The organism is Pseudomonas syringae CC1557 (assembly GCF_000452705.1).
Lineage (GTDB): Bacteria > Pseudomonadota > Gammaproteobacteria > Pseudomonadales > Pseudomonadaceae > Aquipseudomonas > Aquipseudomonas syringae_F.
This window is the reverse complement of the sequence record NZ_CP007014.1, coordinates 3765491-3784723: the sequence shown is the minus strand read 5'-3', so window position 1 is coordinate 3784723 and position 19233 is coordinate 3765491. Positions and strand designations below refer to the sequence as shown.

19 protein-coding genes are annotated in these 19233 nt (G+C 59.3%); 6 read left to right on the top strand and 13 right to left on the bottom strand.

The annotated features are described in order from the left end of the window. The first annotated feature begins 6 nt into the window (after positions 1-6). Complete coding sequence (locus tag N018_RS16660; protein WP_025390259.1) at positions 7-414, top strand: hypothetical protein; 408 nt, start codon at positions 7-9, stop codon at positions 412-414. Positions 415-473: 59 nt separating this feature from the next. On the opposite strand, the gene N018_RS16655 is transcribed toward N018_RS16660, so the two are convergent. Both N018_RS16655 and N018_RS16650 read right to left on the bottom strand, forming a co-directional pair. Then, positions 474-1472 (bottom strand): sulfate ABC transporter substrate-binding protein, encoded by a 999-nt coding sequence (locus N018_RS16655; protein WP_025390258.1) that lies wholly within the window; start codon positions 1470-1472, stop codon positions 474-476. A 98-nt stretch (positions 1473-1570) separates the two neighbouring features. Next, positions 1571-2404 carry an ion transporter gene (locus tag N018_RS16650; RefSeq protein ID WP_024647421.1) on the bottom strand — a complete coding sequence of 278 codons (834 nt, stop codon included), beginning with the start codon at positions 2402-2404 and terminating at the stop codon, positions 1571-1573. Positions 2405-2598: 194 nt separating this feature from the next. Between N018_RS16650 and N018_RS16645 the strand changes: the two genes are divergently transcribed. Continuing rightward, a complete protein-coding gene (locus tag N018_RS16645) occupies positions 2599-3144 on the top strand; it encodes a GNAT family N-acetyltransferase (RefSeq protein ID WP_025390257.1) in 546 nt (181 codons plus the stop codon). Positions 3145-3345: 201 nt separating this feature from the next. Here the strand turns inward: N018_RS16645 and N018_RS26655 are convergent. The 6 genes from N018_RS26655 to N018_RS16610 all read right to left on the bottom strand — a co-directional run bounded on the left by N018_RS26655 (position 3346) and on the right by N018_RS16610 (position 10141). Further along, positions 3346-4721, bottom strand: a protein-coding gene (locus N018_RS26655; RefSeq protein WP_154219958.1) for an IS3 family transposase whose coding sequence is annotated in 2 segments (ribosomal slippage) — positions 3346-4250 and positions 4250-4721 — 1377 coding nt in all. Because the reading frame shifts where the segments join, the coding sequence is not laid out codon by codon here. Positions 4722-5087: 366 nt separating this feature from the next. Continuing rightward, positions 5088-6521, bottom strand: a complete 1434-nt coding sequence (locus N018_RS16630; protein WP_025390254.1) for an efflux transporter outer membrane subunit — start codon at positions 6519-6521, stop codon at positions 5088-5090. Then, the gene (locus N018_RS16625; protein ID WP_024643363.1) at positions 6518-7402 is read right to left on the bottom strand and encodes an efflux RND transporter periplasmic adaptor subunit; all 885 of its coding nucleotides are present in this window, start codon (positions 7400-7402) and stop codon (positions 6518-6520) included. The genes N018_RS16630 and N018_RS16625 overlap by 4 nt, the downstream gene beginning before the upstream one ends. Beyond that, complete coding sequence (locus N018_RS16620) at positions 7399-7608, bottom strand: DUF1656 domain-containing protein (RefSeq protein WP_024643362.1); 210 nt, start codon at positions 7606-7608, stop codon at positions 7399-7401. The genes N018_RS16625 and N018_RS16620 overlap by 4 nt, the downstream gene beginning before the upstream one ends. Continuing rightward, the gene (locus N018_RS16615) at positions 7605-9692 is read right to left on the bottom strand and encodes an FUSC family protein (RefSeq protein WP_025390253.1); all 2088 of its coding nucleotides are present in this window, start codon (positions 9690-9692) and stop codon (positions 7605-7607) included. The genes N018_RS16620 and N018_RS16615 overlap by 4 nt, the downstream gene beginning before the upstream one ends. Further along, positions 9689-10141 carry a MarR family winged helix-turn-helix transcriptional regulator gene (locus tag N018_RS16610; RefSeq protein WP_025390252.1) on the bottom strand — a complete coding sequence of 151 codons (453 nt, stop codon included), beginning with the start codon at positions 10139-10141 and terminating at the stop codon, positions 9689-9691. The genes N018_RS16615 and N018_RS16610 overlap by 4 nt, the downstream gene beginning before the upstream one ends. A gap of 542 nt (positions 10142-10683) precedes the next feature. Here N018_RS16610 and N018_RS16605 point away from each other — a divergent pair. Continuing rightward, entirely contained in the window at positions 10684-11352 is a 669-nt protein-coding gene (locus tag N018_RS16605) for a polysaccharide lyase family 7 protein (protein ID WP_024643359.1), read from the top strand. A 19-nt stretch (positions 11353-11371) separates the two neighbouring features. Here N018_RS16605 and N018_RS16600 read toward each other — a convergent pair whose 3' ends face one another. Together N018_RS16600 and N018_RS16595 are read right to left on the bottom strand one after the other, a co-directional pair. Further along, the gene (locus N018_RS16600) at positions 11372-12760 is read right to left on the bottom strand and encodes a heavy metal sensor histidine kinase (protein ID WP_024643358.1); all 1389 of its coding nucleotides are present in this window, start codon (positions 12758-12760) and stop codon (positions 11372-11374) included. Continuing rightward, on the bottom strand, positions 12739-13428 hold the full coding sequence (locus N018_RS16595; protein ID WP_024643357.1) for a heavy metal response regulator transcription factor: 690 nt from the start codon (positions 13426-13428) through the stop codon (positions 12739-12741). The genes N018_RS16600 and N018_RS16595 overlap by 22 nt, the downstream gene beginning before the upstream one ends. A gap of 170 nt (positions 13429-13598) precedes the next feature. Between N018_RS16595 and N018_RS16590 the strand changes: the two genes are divergently transcribed. From N018_RS16590 to N018_RS16580, 3 genes are all read left to right on the top strand, one after another. Further along, complete coding sequence (locus N018_RS16590; protein ID WP_024643356.1) at positions 13599-14204, top strand: hypothetical protein; 606 nt, start codon at positions 13599-13601, stop codon at positions 14202-14204. 85 nt (positions 14205-14289) lie between these two features. Next, a complete protein-coding gene (locus N018_RS16585) occupies positions 14290-14910 on the top strand; it encodes a cytochrome b/b6 domain-containing protein (RefSeq protein WP_024643355.1) in 621 nt (206 codons plus the stop codon). Next, entirely contained in the window at positions 14907-15677 is a 771-nt protein-coding gene (locus N018_RS16580; RefSeq protein ID WP_024643354.1) for a molybdopterin-dependent oxidoreductase, read from the top strand. The genes N018_RS16585 and N018_RS16580 overlap by 4 nt, the downstream gene beginning before the upstream one ends. A 141-nt stretch (positions 15678-15818) precedes the next feature. Here the strand turns inward: N018_RS16580 and efeO (N018_RS16575) are convergent, their stop codons facing one another. Genes efeO (N018_RS16575) through efeO (N018_RS16565) form a run of 3 tightly spaced genes read right to left on the bottom strand, consistent with a single transcriptional unit; the run spans position 15819 to position 19228 of the window. Beyond that, positions 15819-16643, bottom strand: coding sequence for an iron uptake system protein EfeO (gene efeO, locus N018_RS16575; RefSeq protein WP_024646255.1), 825 nt, complete (start codon positions 16641-16643; stop codon positions 15819-15821). 29 nt (positions 16644-16672) lie between these two features. Further along, positions 16673-17995: an iron uptake transporter deferrochelatase/peroxidase subunit gene (efeB, locus tag N018_RS16570; RefSeq protein ID WP_024646256.1), complete on the bottom strand. Its 1323-nt coding sequence runs from the start codon at positions 17993-17995 to the stop codon at positions 16673-16675. A 24-nt stretch (positions 17996-18019) separates the two neighbouring features. Further along, entirely contained in the window at positions 18020-19228 is a 1209-nt protein-coding gene (gene efeO, locus N018_RS16565) for an iron uptake system protein EfeO (protein ID WP_025390251.1), read from the bottom strand. Between the last annotated feature and the right edge of the window lie 5 nt (positions 19229-19233).

Below are 19233 nucleotides of genomic sequence, written 5' to 3'. Positions count from 1 at the left end.
TCGCTTATGTACCGTACCGCACGCATCACCTTGTTGGGTCTGGTCGTTGGCCTGAGTGCCTGTGCCGTCCAGCATCCGGCACCGCCACACAGCCAGGAGCCGATCCCGACTCTACCGGGCGGCCAGCAGCCCGGCGCGCCACGACCGACTCCGGCACCAGCGGAGCCCGCGAAGGCACCTCCTGCCGGGCCTAAAACCTCGGCCAGTTTCGCGCCGCCGCCGGGGGGTGGCAGCCATTGGGATGCGCGTCTGGGCGTGTACGTCATGGACGATCAGCCCAATACGTTCTACCGCCAGCGCACCTATTACCAGTGGAACAACGGCTGGAGCTGGGCAACCAGTCCCGACGGCCCATGGCAAGCGACTGACGCCAGCGGCGTGCCGGCCGGGCTGGGTAAACAGTTCAGTAACTGAGTAGCGCTTCAACAAAAACGGCGACCTTGAAGGTCGCCGTTTTGCATTGCGCGTGGCGTTTATTTGCCCGGATAGATCTGATCGAACACGCCACCGTCAACGAAGTGGGTCTTCTGCACGGTGCGCCAGTCACCGAAGGTTTTCTCCACTGACAAAAAGTCTACTTTCGGGAAGCGATCCTTGAATTTGGCGAGAATTTGCGGATCGCGCGGACGCAAGTAATTGTTGGCGGCGATTTCCTGGCCTTCTGGCGACCACAGGTATTTCAGGTATTCCTCGGCCAGTGGGCGGGAGTTCTTCCTGTCCACTACTTTGTCGACGACACTCACCGGCGGCTCGGCTTCTGCCGACACGGACGGGTAGACCACTTCGAACTGATCACGACCGAATTCGCGGGCGATCATCTCGGCCTCGTTTTCGAAGGTGACCAGCACGTCACCGATCTGGTTGGTCATGAAGGTCGTCGTCGCGCCACGACCGCCCGTGTCGAGGACCGGCACGTGGCGGAAAAGATCGCCGACGAATTTCTTCGCTGCGGCTTCATCGCCGCCGTTTTTCAGGGTGTAGCCCCAGGCCGACAGGTAGGTGTAGCGGCCGTTACCCGAGGTTTTCGGGTTGGGCACGATCACTTCGACGCCGTCCTTGATCAGGTCCGGCCAGTCTTTCAGGGCCTTCGGGTTGCCCTTGCGCACTATAAACACCGTGGCCGAGGTGAACGGCGCGCTGTTGTTCGGCAGACGGGTGACCCAGTCCTTTGGCACCAGCCCGCCGTTGTCGGCCAAGGCATTGATGTCGGTGGCCATGTTCATGGTGATCACGTCAGCCGGCAGCCCGTCGATGACCGAACGCGCCTGCTTGCTCGACCCGCCAAATGACATTTGCACCGTCACATCTTCATTCTTTTCGGCTTTCCAGTGCTTCTGGAAGGCGCTGTTGTAGTCCTTGTAGAAGTCACGCATCACGTCGTAGGAGACGTTGAGCAGCGTCGGGGCTGCCTGGGCGGCGCTGGCAAAAGCCAGGCCTGCTGCCAGTAGCGAGGCGGCGAAGAGTTTATTCACTGCAGGGTCCTTGAGAGTGTTGTGATAAAGCCTGATGGCGTAATGCCGCGACACTATCAGCATCGAGCCTGCGGTTTAAAGACCGAAAAGGTCTTTGCTTATGCCTTGTGCTCCAGTTTCGCAAACAACTGATTGCCGCAACGCGAACAAAACGCCGCGCCGTGCTCATGGACGTTCTTCGAGCAGACCGGGCAATCGTGCTTCAACTGCTCGCCGCGCATGGCATTGGCCAGTTCGGCGGTGAATATCCCGGTGGGCACGGCGATGATCGAGTAACCGATGATCATCACCAGCGACGAGAGCATCTGACCGAGCGGCGTCTTGGGCACGATATCGCCGAAACCCACGGTCGTGAGGGTCACGATAGCCCAGTAAATGCCTTTGGGAATGCTGGTGAAGCCATGCTCCGGGCCTTCGATAACGTACATCAGCGTGCCGAACACCGTGACCAGGGTCGAGACGGTGACCAGGAACACGATAATCTTCTGTTTGCTGCCGCGCAGCGCTGCCAGCAGGTAGTTGGCCTGACGCAGGTAGGTGCCGAGCTTGAGCACCCGGAAAATCCGCAGCATACGGACGATCCGCACGATGAGCAGGTATTGTGCATCGCTGTAATAAATCGACAGCACGCCCGGCACAATCGCCAGCAGATCCACCAGGCCATAAAAGCTGAAGGCGTACTTCAGCGGCCGGGGTGAACAGTACAGGCGCAGGATGTATTCAATCGCGAACAACAGCGTGAACCCCCACTCGATCCAGGCGAACAGCGCCGCATAATCGCGATGAATACTCTCGATGCTGTCGATGACCGTGACCAGCAGACTGAGCAAAATCGCCACCAGCACAATCTTGTCAAACATCCGCCCGGCAGGCGTATCGGCTTCAAAGATAACGATATGCAACCGCTCGCGACGGCTGAGAGAGGTGTCCATGGTGCTTCCCGATTCAAATATCGGCAGAGCCTAGGAGTATTGGGTGGGTGAGTGCAAGCGCGTTCAAGATCGGACGCGGAGAGTGAGGAACGATAACTTCAGCTATCGTGCGACGCAGAGCGTCGTGAACGCAAATCAAGCTCGTATGACACGCCAGGTGGAGAGGGTCGACGATGACTGATGCGGGAGTACACATGCAGTATTCAGGCGAGGGCTTTTCTCTGAGGGCATTGGCGTTTGATGATTCCGAGTTGATCCACCGTTACGAAAATGCCAATCGCAGGCATTTGCAGCCTTGGGAACCGTTGAGAGGCGAGGACTACTTCATCCTCGAAAACGCCCGATCACGGGTTCAGCAGCAGTGGGAAAGCATGCAGGCCGGCAGCGCGATTTTTTTCCTGGTCACAGAGCCCGAGAGTGGAGAGCTGCTTGGGCGTTGCAGCTATACGAATATCGTGATGGGCGCTTTCCAGGCCTGCCACCTTGGTTTCTCGCTGACGGAAACTGCTCAGGGCCAGGGCTTGATGAAAAGGGCACTTGAGGTCGCCAATCGTTACTGTTTCGAGCAGATGGGCCTGCATCGCATCATGGCCAACCATATGCCAGCCAATTTGCGAAGTGAGCGACTTCTGCAATCGCTGGGCTTTGAAAAAGAGGGCTATGCGCGTGCCTACCTGAAAATCGCCGGGGTCTGGCAGGACCATGTTTTGAGGTCGTTGATTAACCCGAGAGTGACCTGATGACGGAGCGGAAAGTGATCTGAGTCGGGCTTTGATCTTTCTGATGGCTCTCGTGCCAATCGCTCCGCGTGGGCATGCATTTCGTGACGCTCTGCGTCACCATTCTGCGTCCATCACATGTGTTCAGGATCGGACGCAGAGCGTCCAGAACTGCATTCCCACGCTGGAGTGGTATGACCCCCGAAGGTTGGACGATTATCTCTACGCTGCCTGAGCGGCCTGCATTCTGAACTCCACAGGGCTCAGGCCGTTAAGTTTCAGTTTGATGCGTGAGTGATTGTAATACTCAATGTACTCGTCGATGCCCGCATGAAGCTCATCCAGATTGTTAAATTTGTTCAGATAGAAAAACTCGGACTTCAGCGTGCCAAAAAAACTTTCCATAGCCGCGTTGTCGTAGCAGTTGCCCTTGCGCGACATGCTGCATGTGATCGAATGCTCATTGAGTAATCGTTGGTAAACAGGCATCCGATATTGCCAGCCCTGGTCTGAGTGCAAAATAGGATTTTCATGCGGCTCAAGCTTCTTGAACGCCCCTTCAAGCATTTCGTCCACCATGGAGTACAGCGGGCGCCTGGCGATTGCATAGGAAATGATTTCGCCGTTGTACAGATCCATGATGGGCGACAGATAGAGCTTCTGGCCTCCCACTTTGAACTCGGTGACGTCCGTGGCCCATTTTTCATTAAGGTGCTGGGCCTTGAAATCACGCTTGAGAATGTTAGGCGCAGCCTTGCCTACTTCGCCCTTGTAAGAGCGGTATTTCTTCACTCGCACCAGGCTCTTCAGGCCAAGCTGCCCCATCAGTTTCTGCACCGTCTTGTGGTTCACAAGATGGCCTGCGCGCCGCAACGCCGCCGTGATACGACGATAGCCATACCGGCCTTTATGCTCGTAGAAAACTGTCTGAATCAGGTCTTTCAGCCCGGCGTACTTATCGCCCGCTTGCAGTACCTTTTGTTGATAGTAAAAAGTGCTGCGCGCCAGACCGGCAAGCTTCAGCAGGCCATCCAGAGAATGCCCCAGTCTCAGTTCGGTTACGATTTGCGCTTTTTCTGTTGCGCTATTCGTTGCTTCTTCTGAGCCAAGGCATCGAGCTTTTTTAGATAGTCGACCTCCATCCGCAGTTGCTTCACCTCGGCAAGCAACTCGTCACGCGAGCGCGATTCATCGTCGATTGAGGGGGCGTTCACAGGGGGAAGTGCAGTCGTCATCTTTCTTGGGCGTCCGGCTTTTGTGGGTGGCTTGGAGGAGGCATCAAAGGCCCCTTCTTCATAATGGCGCTGCCATAGACCGATGATGCCGAACTGACGGATATCGAACAAGGCCGCTGTCTGGCTCAGAGATAAACGCTCATCATGCATGCGCTTCAAAACAGTCAGCTTGAACTCGTCACTGTAGCGCTGGCGTTTTTTCTCTTGCAGGCCCGCTACGCCATGAATCTGATAGGCCGCAACCCACTGCCTAAGGCAGGAAAAATCCACATCGTGGCGATGCGCAACATCCCTCAAACCTGCCTTGCCAGCACAATATTCCTGCACGGCCGCGAGTTTTGCCTGTTCTGTATATCTACCCATGATGCCTCCAAAGGTTGTATCCAACCTTCGGGGGTCATACCAGAGCGTGAGGAACGAGAATCTTGTAACTATCGTGCCAATGCTCCGCGTTGGCATGCATTTCGTGACGCTCTGCGTCACAATTCTGCGCCGCGCCATGCGTCCAAAACCGGACGCGGAGCGTCCAGAACGGCGTTACCACGCTGAGCGTGAGGAACGAGAATCTTGTAACTATCGTGCCAATGCTCCGCGTTGGTATGCATTTCGTGACGCTCTACGTCACCATTCTGCGCCGCTCCATGCGTCCAAAACCGGACGCGGAGCGTCCAGATCGGCGTTACCACGCTTTGGGAACGAGAGTCAGGCGAAGCGTCGCCGGGCAGTATCTTACTTCCCGGCCACGCCATCCTTTTCCCAACCGCCGCCCAGGGCCAGAAACAGGTTGATCTGTCCCATGGCCACTTCGGTGTTGGCTTCGGCCATCTGCGCACGGACGTCGGTGTAGGTGCGGGTCGCTTGCAGATCGGCGAGGAACGACGCGCGTCCGGCCTGATAGAAGCGGTGGGTTTGATCAGCTGCCTCTTTGGCCGATTGCTCGGCGTCTTTCAGCGCGTCGCGGCGGTCGAGCAGGGCGGTGTATTGCGCCAGCCCTGTCTGGGTTTCGCGGATGGCGTTGAGCACCACACCATCGAAGCGTGCCAAGGATGCCTGGGCAGACGCTTCTGCCTGATGGATACGCGCTCGCGAACCATTCGACGGGAGGGTCCAGTTCAACAGCGGTCCGAAGCCCCAGCGGTTGGCGGCCGGTTTGCCGAGGTTTTCGATAAGGCCCGTGGTGCCAATGCTCGCGCCGATGCTGATGTCCGGGTAAAGCTCGCCTGTGGCGACACCAATCTCGGCCGTTGACATCGCCAGATGCCGTTCGGCCTGACGCACGTCGGGGCGGCGCTTGAGCAGCGCGGCGCCATCGCCTACAGGCATCACTTGGGCAATGTGTGGCAGTTCGTTGCAGGTGCTGACCCCGGCCGGCAATTGCTCGACCGGTTTGGCGAGCAGCATCGACAGGCGGAACATCGCCGCCTGACGGCGAGCTTCGTAACGTGGCATTTCAGCGCGCAATGATTTGAATTGGGTCTGCGAGCGCGTGACTTGGGTTTCATCGCCACGCCCGGCATCGCGCAGGCGCTGGTTGAGGGTCACGCTCTGCTGTTGCAGATCCAGCGATTGGCGGGCGATATCAAGTTCTTCGTTGGCCGCGCAGATATGTGTGTAGGCGCGTACGACATCAGCGACCACTGTGATGCGTGCCGTATCGACCGCCGCCTGATTGGCATCGACGTTGGCCTGCGCTGCTTCGATGCCACGCTGCAAGGTGCCGAACAGATCGAACTGGTAAGACGTGGTGATACCTACATCGCCGACATTGGACACCGGCACCTTGTCGGTCAGCAGAAACGACTCGCCCGACTCCTGCACACGCTGTGCGCCGAGCTTCGCACCGTTGGTGAAACCGCCCGCTGCCTCGGCTTCTGAGTTCTGATAGCGAGAGCGTTGCAGGTTGGCGGCAGCCACGCGCAGATCAGTATTGGATGCCATCGCCTGGCGCACCAGTTCATCCACACGTGGGTCCTGATACAGACGCCACCAATGCGCAGGCACCGGGGCCGAGACGGTGTTGACCGAACGGCCAGCCAGTTCGCCCTGCAAATCCGGGCGATTGATCGCGCCGTCTTTCGGCAACCGGTAATCCGGCCCGACCGTCTGACAGGCCGACAGCAGGACGCTCAAACCGAGCGCACTCAAGCGTGCAGCGCGTTTCATCGAGTGGCCTCCTGCGTATCCGCGATGATCGACACCGTCGCGGTCCGCCCGGCGATCATGCGGAAGTCCCTGGGTACATCGTCGAAGGCGATCCGCACTGGAATCCGCTGCGCCAGCCGCACCCAGCTGAACGCCGGGTTGACGTTGGGCAGCAGGTTCGAGCCGCTGGTGCGGTCGCGGTCTTCGATACCGGCGACGATGCTAACTACATGGCCGGTCAGCCGGGCGTTGTCACCGATGACGCGAATGTCCACGCCCTGGCCGACATGAATGCCGTCCAGCTTGGTTTCCTCGAAATAGCCGTCGATGTGGAAAGAAGCCGCATCGACCACCGACAGCACCGGACGCCCGGCAGTGACGAATTCATGCTCGCGGGGCGCGCGGTCGTTGAGGTAGCCGTCCACCGGGCTGCGAATCACCGAGCGATCCAGATTCAGCTGTGCAGCGTCAACGGCCACCCGTGCCTCACCCAGCGCTGACAGTGCGCGAGCTTCCCGGGACTGGCTTTCTTCCAGTTGCTCACGGGCGACCAGATTGCCGAGGCTGCGGTTACGCGTGTTCTCGCGCCGCGCCTGCTGCCAGGTTTCCTGGCGCTCGGCGACCGTGGCCTGAGCCTGACGCAACGACAGGCGGAAGCGGTCCTGATCGATGGTGAACAGCACCTGGCCTTTGTGTACCGGCTGGTTGTCAGTCACATCGACCTTTTGAATCAGCCCGGACACGTCCGGCGCGATCTGCACGACATCGGCGCGAATGTGGCCGTCTCGGGTCCACGGCGCATACATGTAATACATCACCATCCGCCACACGACGACGGCGGCCAGGGTGACAACCAGCAGGGTCAGGACCACGCGGCCCAGTGTCAGTATCGGTTTTTTCATGTCATCAGGTATCGACTGAGAGTATCCACGGCGCCGAGCAACAAAGCGTATAGACCTACGTTGAATAAAGCCCGGTGCCAGACCAGACGGTAGAAGTGCGCACGCAGCAGTACTGCGTGCACCCCGAGAAACAGCAGATAGGCGATGCCCATCATCGCCAGGAACGTGGGAATGAAGATCCCGCTTATATCCAGATCACCGATCACAGGGGCGCTCCATCGATGTTGTGCGGCAGTTGCTCGGTCATTTCCCCGGCCACCGTGACGATCTCCACACCCGGCAACAACGCCAGACGCAGGCCGCTGAGCGCGTGCAGCAGATGGACACGGGCCGGGTTACCACCCATTTCCTGATCGGTCAGCGAGCGGCGCGCGCGGTCCATGGCCATCAATAGGCCTCGGGGCGCAGGCAGTCGTTCACCGGCTTTGCTGCAGTGCTTGAAATAACCACTGACTTCGTCAATCACCTGCCGCAACTGCGCCTGGGCAGCAGGTGTGGCGCGTCGGGTGTAGGCAATCAGGTCGAGCATGTTCAGCGCCACCCGCAGTTCGCGCAGGGCAATGCCGGTGTCCTGTGCGGTGAGCGTCAGGCGCGGCAGTTGCTGCATCAGACGGTCGAGCATCTGCACGCCCATGCGCCTGTGTTCGGCCAGCGATGATTCTTCGCTGAGGCTGGCAATGTCGCGCCAGCTGAAGCGGGTCAGGCGCTTGACTGCCAGTTCAACCCCGAACGGGCGAAACACCAGTGTCCAGATAAAAGCGAACAACAGCCCGGCCGGACCCGCCAGGTTGGAGTTGAGGAAGTTCATGAAGTCCGCATCGTAGGCGCTCTGGATGCTGATGAAGGACGAGGTGTTGACGATGGTCAGCAACGTGCCAAGAAAGAAGCGCGGCTGCACGGTCAGGGTGCCGACACAAATGAACGGCACGGCGAAGGCCAGTACCAGCATCGGGAAGTCGTGCAGGTTGGGCAGCACCACGAACAGGTACAGGCTGGCGAACACCACTGACAGCATGGTCCAGAAGAAGAAACGGTAGATTTGCGGGGCCGGGTCGTCCATCGCTGCAAAGAAGCTGCACGAGACTGCCGCCAGCGCTACCGCACTGGCGCCGTCCTTCCAGCCGAGCAGAATCCACAGTACCGATGCGGCGATGATCGCCAGCACGGTCGAGGCCACCGAATAGAGCATTAGGCCACGATCAAGAAAGGGCGTCAGCCGGCCCAGTCGCCAATGGCGGTACACCGCACGCCACGGTGTCTGATTGTCGGTCTTGATCGCGTATTGCAGGGTGCGGCAGTCCTGCCACAGATCAATCCATTCACTCAGGCGGAACAGGGTATTGGACAGCAGCAACTGATCACGATCGTCCAGTTGCGCGGAGCCCGGCTGCAAGCGCTCCAGCTCAGCGTGCAATTGCTGCCATTGCTCGTCTTGCGGACCGTCGGCGGTATTTTTCAGCCAGTCGCAGGCGTGCTGCAACAACGGCCAGACGCTGGCCAGAAGCACGGGCGTGCGCCGTTCCAGCGCCCATAACGCGTCGTCGAGTGCATCGATGACCGGCAGCAGATGAATCATCCGGCCGCGTAGTTCGTTGGCGTTACGCACGGTTTGCTTGCGTGCACCTTCGTGGCGCAACTGGCCGATCATCATTTCCAGCGAGTTGAAACTGCCGACCATCGCGTTGCGCAGGGCGCCGATTTCCTCAGCCTGACAGGTGCGACTGATAAAGCGCTCGCTGTAGGTCGAGGCGTCACTGAACCACTTCTCCGTGGTGGCCTGAAACACCGGTGCAAGGCGGCGCGGCCAGAACATCGCGCCGATGACGGCAGCGCAAATGATGCCGAGGAAAATTTCCTCGGTGCGCGATACGGCGATATCGAATACGGCCTGAGGATTGTCGACCACCGGCAGGGAAATCAGCGGCATGGTGTAGCCAGCCAGCATTAGCGCATAGCTGTTCGCGGTGCGCAGGTGCAGGGACAAAAACAGCAGCGTACCGGTCCACAGCCCGACCACGATGGCCAATAACAGCGGTGTCTGCACGAACATCGGCACCAGCAGTACGGACGCCGCCGCACCGGCCAGCGTCCCGGCCGCGCGATACAGCGCCTTGGAGCTGGTCGGACCTACAAACGGGCTGGAGACGATGTACACGGTCGCCATCGCCCAGTAGGGGCGGGGCATTTCCATCAGCAGCGCAATATACAGCGCCAGCATCGAGGCACCGAAGGTGCGCACACCGTAAAACCAGTCGCGTGCCGGTGGCACGCTGGAGAAAAAACCGTTCAAACCGGGCTCCCGTGCTCACGCTGCGCTGCGTCGGAAAATGCCTGCAACACTCGCACAGTGGCTTCCAGGTCGGCGGGTTGCAGGCCTTGAAGCACGTCGGCGCGCAAGCGGGTCAGTTCCGCCTCGATGGCGCTGGCCAGTGCGCGGCCGTTCTCGGTCAGGCTCAAGGCCTTGGCGCGGCGGTCGTTGGGGTCTTCAGTACGGCAGACAATGCCAGCCTTGCACAGTTGATCAAGCAGGCGGACCAGCGTCGGGCTTTCCATGCCAGCCGCCTGGGCCACTTTCACCTGATGCGCGCCGTCGCCCAAGCGTGCGATGGCCAGCAGCGGCCCTGCGCAGGCTTCGGAAATGCCATAGGTCACCAGCGTGTTCTGACAGATGCGTCGCCATTGGCGAGAGGCCGCCACCAGACCACTGCTGATTGCCCGATGCAGTGATTCGACAGACATGAAGACACCAGAAAATTAGTTAGGAGCGATATTGTTAGCAAGGAGATAAATAGCTTCCTAACTAATATCCCGTAACAACTGCTTACAGTCAACCCGAAGCTGCCCGGTGAAGATTTTCTTTGATGTCGGTCTGCGCGCAAAACGCCGACTTCAACGCACCGTCGACCTAAAAAGGAGCTGTTGGTCAGTCCCTCGCACTGGAAGTTCATTTATTCCAAAAATAATCGCTACCGTCTGTCGGTATTTTCAGGATTTTGCGCCGTAATAGTTCTGATACGTTCAAAAAAATGACGCCAATTTTTATAACCGTTTCCGCGTTAATCACAGCCTGGAGCTTGGTGATGGCATTTGGCTGCATTCCGGAATTTGATATTGAAATGATGTCACTTGATATGTTTAGGCATTTTGTTGACGCCAATGCATTGTCATTACGGTTTAAAAATTAACCGATTGAGCCGATAGTCTTCCTGAACGCAACGGGCTTGCATGCCCGTTCCAGAGCCATCCTGCTGGTGCGCAACGCGTACCCTGCGAGCTACTCCATGATCGACCTTGCCACTTGGAATCTTTCCGTCCCCACCGGAAGTACCGCAACCATCATTGAGACCCCCAAATTGATGAAGGGCTATCGGGATGGCTATTTTCAATCGGGAGACACGCTGTTTTTCTGGGCGCCAGTGACCGGATCGACAACCGAGAACGCCAAGTACCCGCGTTCTGAGTTACGCGAGACAACGGCCGACGGCAGGGTCTTCAACTGGGCTTACTCCAGTGCCAATAACTTCCTGCGCGCCACGCTGGAAGTCGATCAGGTGCCGTCCAGCGGCAAGATCGTGATCGGCCAGATTCACTGCTACCAGAGCACCGAGCCGCTGCTGAAGGTGGAGTACCAGTACAAGGAGAAGCTGAAGACAGGCAACATCGTCGCCAAGTTTCGCCGTACGCCGGACTCGGAAATCGAAGTCATCACCATCGCGCAGGGTGTGCCACTCGATCAGCAGTTCAACTACACCATCAACCTGTCGAGTACGGGTGATCTGACGGTCAATGCCTTTGACGCGGTCTGGTACGCCAAGCTGGATTCAGCCTGGGGCAGCAAGCTGTTCTACTTCAAGGCAGGGGTCTATACCCAGGACAACACGGGCTATACCAACGAAGGCGGCTCGGCCACGTTCTACAAGCTGGCCATTGCCCACGAGAAGAAGACGTGATCTTTCCGGACCGAAAGGTTCACGCCACTGGAAATATCAGGCTGAAGCAGATTCTGCCAGCGGCGGGTTGAGCAACTTCGACCCGGCCGCCATGCAGGTGCATGATCGCCGTGACAATCGCCAGGCCCAGGCCGTTGGAGTCAGAGCTTTCATGGCGTGAGGCGTCGCCACGGTAGAAACGGTCGAACAGCCGGGCGAGGGTAGCCTCCGGCAGCACCGGCCCGCGATTTTCAACATCTATTCTCCAGTGTCGATCAACTGCAGCTACTCGCATCAGAATCTCGCTGTCTTCATCGGCATAGCGAATTGCGTTGGCCACCAGATTGCTCAGCGCACGGCGCAGCAGGATCGGATCGGCCAGTAATGTACCTTGCCCGCGCGTGCTCAGGGTCAGATTGCGCTCTTCCGCCAGCCCTTCGAAATAGCCCGCCACCCGTTGCAATTCGTCGTGAAGGTCCAACGACTGACGTTCCAGCGCAGCCTGGGCTTCATCGGCTCTCGCCAGAAACAGAATGCTTTCCACCAGACGCGAGATGCGCTCCAGCTCTTCCAGGTTCGAGGCCAGCAGCGCCTGGTATTCGTCGACGCTGCGGTTCTGGCGCAGGGCAACCTGGCAATGGCCCATGAGTGAGCCAACCGGCGTGCGAATCTCGTGGGCCAGATCGGCGGAAAACTGCATCAGGCGTCGATAACCGTCGTCCAGCCGATCAAGCATGGCATTGAAGGCATCGCTCAATTGCTGCAGTTCGACCGGCGTATCGCGGCTGTCGAGCCGCTTGTGCAGGCTGGCCGGGGTGATCGCCGCTGCGTGCGCAGCCATCCTGCGCAAAGGCCGCAGACCGCGCCGCAGCACTGCATAACCCAGCAGGGCGGTGATCAGAAACACCAGCACCACTGCTATATAGATGCGCTGACGGAAGCTGGCGAGCATGGCCATTTCCTTGACCATCAGGTGCGCCGCCTGCAAACGCACCTCGACACCATTGGACACGACCTGCGCCGCCGCCGCACGCAACGGCACGCCTTGCAGACTCATGCCGCTGCGCAGGTCGTCGACTTGCAGCGGCTGATCCTGCGCCACGGTGGGCAGTTCTGGCAGCGGTGCATGTTGCGGGTTGACCGAAATCACCGGTGGCTTGCCCGGTTCGCCGATGATGAAGATGTCTTCCTCGCTGTCGAGCATGTTCTCGAACAGTTGCGGGCTGCCTTTGAGGTTATCCATGGTCAGGTCGTAGCGCAGCAGCTTGCGGAAGTGGTCGAGGCGCGCCAGTACCGCATGGTCGCTGCGTTGCATGACGGTCTGTTCCATGGATTGGTACAGGTAAAGGCCCGCGCCGCTGACGGTCAGCATTGCCACCAGCGCGAAGGCGAGGGTCGAGCGCAGGGTCAGGGAAGGCTGACGTCGCATGGCCGCACCTCGCACACGTAACCGATGCCGCGCACCGTGTGGATGAGTTTGACCGGGTAGGGCAGGTCGACCTTGCTGCGCAGGCGTTTGATGGCAACGTCCACCACGTTGGTGTCGCTGTCGAAATTCATGTCCCAGACTTCCGAGGCAATCTGTGCTCTGGACAGCACATCACCTTCGCGGCGCAACAACAGATGCAGCAAGGCGAACTCCTTGTTGGTCAGCACGATGACCTGCTGCTGACGCGTCACGCGGCGACGCAGCAGGTCAAGCTCCAGATCAGCCAGGTGAAAATGATCGGCTTCGCGCACCACGCCACGGCGCAGGATAGTGCGAATGCGCAGCAGCAGTTCGGTGAAGGAAAACGGCTTGACCAGGTAATCGTCAGCGCCCAGCTCCAGGCCGCGAATCCGGTCCTGCAGCTGGTCGCGGGCGGTCAGGAACAGCACGGGCACGTCCTGCCGGGCGCGCAACACTTCGATGATCTGCCAGCCGTCGATGCCGGGCAGCATCACGTCCAGCACGATCAGGTCGTAACGGTTTTCCAGCGCCAGATGCAGGCCGTCGGCACCGTGCTGGGTCCAGTCGACCACATAGCCGGACTCGCCGAGGCCCTTCTTCAGGTACTCGCCGGTTTTGGTGTCGTCTTCAATTAGCAGGATATGCATCGTTTTGTCCGCTACGCTGTTGCAGGCGCCCTTTTTGCGCCGATGCCGAAGTCTAACCAGTTGCCGACAAGGTGTCCGGCGAATGACAAAAATGTCATTGCCCGGTCATTCTGCGGTGCCGGTAGCGGTGCAAGGATGGCTCTCAGATCCCAACTGCCAAGGAAGTACTGATGAAGACTGCACTCTCCACCACGTTTGGCCTGCTGTTGCTCAGCGCCGCTGTCATGACTCAAGCCGCCGATATGAAGGTGGTCAAACCGATGCGCGGGACCGTCGACAGCGTGAGCGCCGACACCCTCGATTTCACCACCCGTTCGGGTCAGCACGAAAGTATCAAGCTGACTGACAAGACCGGTATTCGTCTGGTGTCCGAAGCGGACTTCAAGCAAATCAAAGGCGACAGTTTTGTCGGTTCAGCTGCCATTCCCCAGTCTGACGGCACGTTGAAAGCGCTGGAAGTAACCGTTTTCGAGGCGAGCCTCAAAGGCAGCGGCGAAGGCCATTATGGCTGGGAAAATGCTGATGGCAGCACCGGCACCATGACCAATGGCACTGTCGGTACGTTGGCCGGGACCGATGGGCGTACGCTGACCGTCAAGTATGAAGGCGGCGAGAAAAAACTGGTGGTGCCACAGGACGTGCCTATCGCCTATGTCGAACCAGGCAAGGTCGACCAACTGACCAAAGGCGCCAAAGTCGTGGTGTTCCCGGCTGACGACGGCAAGTCGGCGCGCGGCGTTGCGGTCGGCAAAAACGGTTTCACACCGCCGATGTAATTGCAGCCGACGGCGCGAGGGCAGGCGGCTCCGGTCGCCTGCCCTTGCTACATTCCGGCTATGCCTGATTCAGAGGGATCTCGACATGAAAACCCGTCCCATTCATCCGTGGCCGGTGCGTTTGACTCATTGGGTCAATGCGGTGGGCATGGTCTGCATGTTCATGAGCGGTTGGGCCATTTACAACGCATCGCCGCTGATGCCGTTCACCTTTCCCAAATTCCTGACACTCGGCGGCTGGCTGGGCGGTTCCATTGCCTGGCACTTCGCGGTGATGTGGCTGTTGGTCATCAACGGCCTGGTGTATGTGTTGTATGGCGTGCTCAGTCGCCATTTCAAGCGCGATCTACTGCCGGTCCGGCCTTCCGAGGTCAAGCGCGATGCTGTTGATGCGATGCGTTTTCGACTGGTGCACGTCAAGGGTCAGTACAACGCCGTGCAACGCTTGATGTACTGGCTGGTGCTGCTCATGGGTGTGCTGGTGGTGGTGTCGGGTCTCGCCATCTGGAAACCGGTGCAGTTTCAGGAACTGGTTGCCTTGTTGGGCGGTTTCGATTTCGCCCGCTGGGTGCATTTTGGCGCCATGACAGCCATTGGCGCGTTTGTGGTCGTGCATCTGCTGCTGGTTGTGCTGGTGCCGAGCACCTTGTTACCGATGATTACCGGCGGCCGTCAGCCGAACGAAGAGGGGGCTGCCAAGCCATGAACGAACCTCGTAAACGCTTGACTCAGCGCATCCGCCTGGAGCCTGCACAGCAAACCCAACTGATCGATATTCAGCGGCGTTCGTTTCTGCGCGCCGGGCTGACCGTGGGGGCGATGTCGATGCTCACCGGTTGTAACCTGCAGGACGGCGATCAGGTCGACAAGGTGTTGTGGGCCATGTCGCGCTGGAACGACAGGGTTCAGGCCTGGCTGTTCAATGGCCAGAAACTGGCGCCGACCTACAGCAAGGCGCAGCTGACCAATCCGTTTCCGTTCAATGCGTTCTACCCCGAGTACAACGTGCCCGAGCTTGAAATTGCCGACTACCGGCTGGCGGTTTCAGGGCTGGTACGTGACAAGCAGCCGTGGACGCTGGAAGCGTTGCGCAAGTTGCCGCAACGTACCGACATCACTCGACTGATCTGTATTGAAGGCTGGAGCGCAGTAGGACAGTGGGGCGGTGTGCCGCTGAAGACATTTCTGGAGTACATCGGCGCGGATACCACGGCGCGGTTCGTCGGCTTCAAGTGCGCCGACCGCTATTACTCAAGCCTGGACATGCCCACCGCATTGCACCCGCAGACCCTGCTGGCGCTGGACTTTGGTGAAGTCGCCCTGCCACCGGACTACGGCTACCCGCTACGCGTGCGGGTGCCTACCAAACTGGGCTTCAAGAACCCCAAGCACATCGTCGAAATTTTCGTCAGCAACGAAAACCCCGGCGGGTACTGGGAGGATCAAGGGTACAACTGGTTCAGCGGGATCTAGGCGCAGGATGCAGAGCGTCCAGAACGGCATGGCGACGCGGAGCGTCGCACGATAGTCGAGGTTATCGTTCCGCACGCCAGCGTGGGAATGCCTGTCGTGACGCTCTGCGTCACTCGTCTGCGTCGCGCCTTGAGCTTCAGATCAGTTCAAGCCCAGCTTGCCGCGCAGGGTCGAGAGGTCTTCGGCCAGGGTGTTGACCGGACCGACCAGCGCTTTGCGGTCGTTCTCTTTCACTTTGTCGTAAGTTTCAAAGCCGCCGTCCTTGGTTTTGTACTTGGCCAGGATCTTTTCCACGGTCGCGAAGTTCTTGTCGACTTTGGCCGAGAAGGCCTTGTCCTGCTGTTCGATCTGCGGACGGAACAGGTCGACGATTTTCTTCGCGCCGTCGATGTTGCCCTGGAAGTCGTACAGGTCGGTGTGGCTGTAACGGTCTTCCTCACCAGAGATCTTGGTTGCGGCCACTTCTTCCAGCAGCGCGGCGGCACCACCGACGACTTTTTCAGGCGGGAAGGTCAGCTCGGCCACGCGCTTTTCCAGGTCCTTGACGTCGCTCATCAGCTTGTCGGCGATAGGGCCCTGGTCTTTGGTGCTGTTTTGCGAAAACAGCGCATATTCCAGGCGATGGAAGCCGGTGAAGTCTTCTGCCGTCACGCCTTTTTCGTGGTCATCGACGCGTGAGTCGATGGAGGCATCCAGATCACTGAACAGTTCGGCAATCGGCTCGACCGACTCGTAGTAGACGCGCGTTGGTGCGTACAGCTTCTTGGCCGTCGCGATGTCGCCCTTCTTCACGGCATCGGTGAATTGCTGAGTGTGGCTGACCAGCTCTTCAATGTTTTCGGTCACGTAAATCTTGTAGTCCGACACCGGGCCTACCAGGTCCAGTGGCGCGGTGGCAGCGAAGGCAGCCAGTGGGGTCTGAAGCAGGCCAAGCGTCAGGAGCAAAGCCAGAGGCGTCTTTTTCATGAGTGTCTTCCGGGTCAGGAGTGGGTAGGTCATGCGGTTTGCTTGGTCGGTACGGCCGCCAGCAGCGTGCGGCCGATGAAATCCTGGTCGCCGGTTACCCCCGGCAGGGTGAAGAAATAGCCGCCGCCGACCGGCTTGAGGTATTCCTCAAGCGGCTCGCCATTGAGGCGGCTCTGCACTGTGATAAAGCCTTTTTCCAGATCGGCCTGATAGCAGATGAACAGCAGGCCCATGTCCAGCTGGCCGTTCTTGTTCACGCCGTTGGAGTAATTGAACGGGCGGCGCAGGATGAGGTTGCGCTGAGTTTCGGCGGTGCGCGGGTTGGCCAGGCGGATGTGTGAGTCAAGTCGGGTTTTCTTGCCTTCCGGGTCGGCCGCGTAGTTAGGCACGTCCGTTTCGACCTTGCCGTCCATGGGCGCGCCAGTGGTTTTGCTGCGGCCGAAAATCGATTCCTGTTCCTGCAGCGGCGTGCGATCCCAGCGTTCGACGAAGTTACGGATGATGCGTACCGCCTGATAGCTGCCATTGGCGGCCCAGGCCGGTTCGTCGCTGCCCGGCTGCACCCAGACCAGTTCGTTCATGGTCTTCTGGTTGTTGGAATCCGGGTTGGCCGAGCCATCACGAAAACCCAGGAAGTTGCGCGCGCTTTCAGGCGGCTGGCCAGGTTTTTTCGGTGCCTGAGGCGGCACGGTGCCTTCCTGTTTCCAGCGCACCAGCAACAGGTCGGGCAGGTTCTTGACGATGTCGCGCAGGGCGTGAATGTTGCTGTCAGCAGTATTGGCGCAGAACTGAATGCTCAGGTCGCCGTGGCAACTGGCCGGGTCCAGAGCGTCATTGGGGAAACCGGTCATGCGGCTCAGGCGTTTTGGCTTCACCGAATCCAGACCGAAGCGCTCATCGAACAGCGATTCGCCCACCGAGACCGTGATGGTCAGGTTATCCGGGGTGACCACCGGACCAAGGATGCCCGAGTCCAGTGGTGGCAGTTTCGGGTCGACTTCCGGTACAGGTCCGCCGGTCATCAGGAATGCGATGCGCTCGTTCAACGTGCGAAACAGACGTTCAAGGTCATCGCGGTCGGCAGCCAGCACATCGAATGCCACCAGCATGCCGGCTGCCGGGCGCGGGTTGACGATGCCGGTCTGATGCACGCCGTAATAGGTGTTGTGGTCCTCGGTCTTTTCGCTGTTCGGCGCTTCGGTGACCTGCGCTGGTGCCGCGGCAAGCACGTTGCCACTCAGGCTGCTGCCAGCCAGCGCGGCACCGGCAGCGCCGAGGCCCATCAGGACACGGCGTCGCTGAAGTGAATCAGGGGCGTTATTGGCGTCTGGATTGCTGTCCGGGTTTTTCATGGTGATGTGCTGTGCTCCAGTGGATCAGAGGTCAGAAAGGCCGAGTGCCGAGTCGATACCATTGAGTGCTTCAGCCAGTACGCCAGCCTTTTTTGCGATCTGCTGACGTTGCGCCGCGTCCACCTGGTCGTAAGGGCGATACCCGTCAGCGGTGCTCAACGCATCAAGTGTGGTGTCCAGGTCAGCCATCGCGGCATCGATCTTCTGCAACAGATCGCCTGCACTGCGGGTCAGTAGCGGACGCAGCAGATCGACGATCTTGCGGGTGCCGTCCAGGTTGGCGGCAAAACCGTAGAGGTCGCTGTGGCTGTAGCGTTCTTCCTCGCCGTTGCTGCGCACATCGGCCAGACTGCGCAGCGTACGGGTTGCAATGGCGGGCAGCTGTTCCGGCTTCAGGGATTGCGCCAGCAATTGCTGTTTGAGTTGGGTGACATCGGTCTGCAAACGCTGTGCGATCGACGACAGGCCCTCCACGCTGTGTTGCTCGAACAGTGCGTATTCGATGCGGTGGAAGCCGGTAAAGCCCGGATCCCGCTCACGCTTCTCGTAATAATCGGCGCGCGCGTTGATGGCATTGTCCAGTTCAGACAGGCGTTGAGCGGCAGGTGCAATGCGCTGATAGATGGCGCGTGCTGGCAGGTAGGCCGCTTGCGCAGCGCTCAGGTCACCAGCATCGATGGCCTGCTGCAATACGGTGACGGCTTTGATCAGCGCCGAACTTTGCAGGCTCAGGTACACCCGGTATTCGGAAAGCGGGCCGATGAACGCGGTCATCGACGGGCGTGCCTTGGCCTTGGCGTCAGACTCGGCGGTCGGCGTGACGTGCAGCGTGCCACGCGGGTTACTGAGCAGGCCGCAGGTGATCGCGTAATCGCCGGGTGCCAGATTGGCGTTGATCACCTGGCTAAGGCCCGGCGCAATATTTTCCCGCTCTTCGATCACCAGTACACCGTCGAGAATTTCCCATTCAACGGCCCGCTCGGAGCGGTTGACGATGCGAAAAGCGTTTTTGCCTGCTGCCACGGTCAGTGCGTTCGGCTCGCAATTGCTTGCGTGAATATTCACCACGGTTTCAGTACCGGCATTGGCGGCGCGCTTTTTGGCGGCCACCTGAGAGGCGTAATAGAACAGCCCGCCTGCGGCAATCATCAGGATCACGGAGCCTGCGACTGCCAATCGCAAAACACGGGGCGGCCGGGCTTTCTCGGAAAGCCCTGAGGGACGGTTAGACATGAGTG

Bases quoted from the DNA above. Each gene is read 5' to 3' on its own strand.
- N018_RS16590 (WP_024643356.1), top strand. From the start codon at position 13,599: ATGAAGACTGCACTCTCCACCACGTTTGGCCTGCTGTTGCTCAGCGCC.
- N018_RS16645 (WP_025390257.1), top strand. From the start codon at position 2,599: ATGCAGTATTCAGGCGAGGGCTTTTCTCTGAGGGCATTGGCGTTTGAT.
- N018_RS16580 (WP_024643354.1), top strand. From the start codon at position 14,907: ATGAACGAACCTCGTAAACGCTTGACTCAGCGCATCCGCCTGGAGCCT.
- N018_RS16630 (WP_025390254.1), bottom strand. From the start codon at position 6,521: ATGAAACGCGCTGCACGCTTGAGTGCGCTCGGTTTGAGCGTCCTGCTG.
- efeB (WP_024646256.1), bottom strand. From the start codon at position 17,995: ATGAAAAACCCGGACAGCAATCCAGACGCCAATAACGCCCCTGATTCA.
- N018_RS16585 (WP_024643355.1), top strand. From the start codon at position 14,290: ATGAAAACCCGTCCCATTCATCCGTGGCCGGTGCGTTTGACTCATTGG.
- efeO (WP_025390251.1), bottom strand. From the start codon at position 19,228: ATGTCTAACCGTCCCTCAGGGCTTTCCGAGAAAGCCCGGCCGCCCCGT.
- N018_RS16660 (WP_025390259.1), top strand. From the start codon at position 7: ATGTACCGTACCGCACGCATCACCTTGTTGGGTCTGGTCGTTGGCCTG.
- N018_RS16605 (WP_024643359.1), top strand. From the start codon at position 10,684: ATGATCGACCTTGCCACTTGGAATCTTTCCGTCCCCACCGGAAGTACC.
- N018_RS16625 (WP_024643363.1), bottom strand. From the start codon at position 7,402: ATGAAAAAACCGATACTGACACTGGGCCGCGTGGTCCTGACCCTGCTG.
- N018_RS16595 (WP_024643357.1), bottom strand. From the start codon at position 13,428: ATGCATATCCTGCTAATTGAAGACGACACCAAAACCGGCGAGTACCTG.
- N018_RS16650 (WP_024647421.1), bottom strand. From the start codon at position 2,404: ATGGACACCTCTCTCAGCCGTCGCGAGCGGTTGCATATCGTTATCTTT.
- N018_RS16610 (WP_025390252.1), bottom strand. From the start codon at position 10,141: ATGTCTGTCGAATCACTGCATCGGGCAATCAGCAGTGGTCTGGTGGCG.
- efeO (WP_024646255.1), bottom strand. From the start codon at position 16,643: ATGAAAAAGACGCCTCTGGCTTTGCTCCTGACGCTTGGCCTGCTTCAG.
- N018_RS16600 (WP_024643358.1), bottom strand. From the start codon at position 12,760: ATGCGACGTCAGCCTTCCCTGACCCTGCGCTCGACCCTCGCCTTCGCG.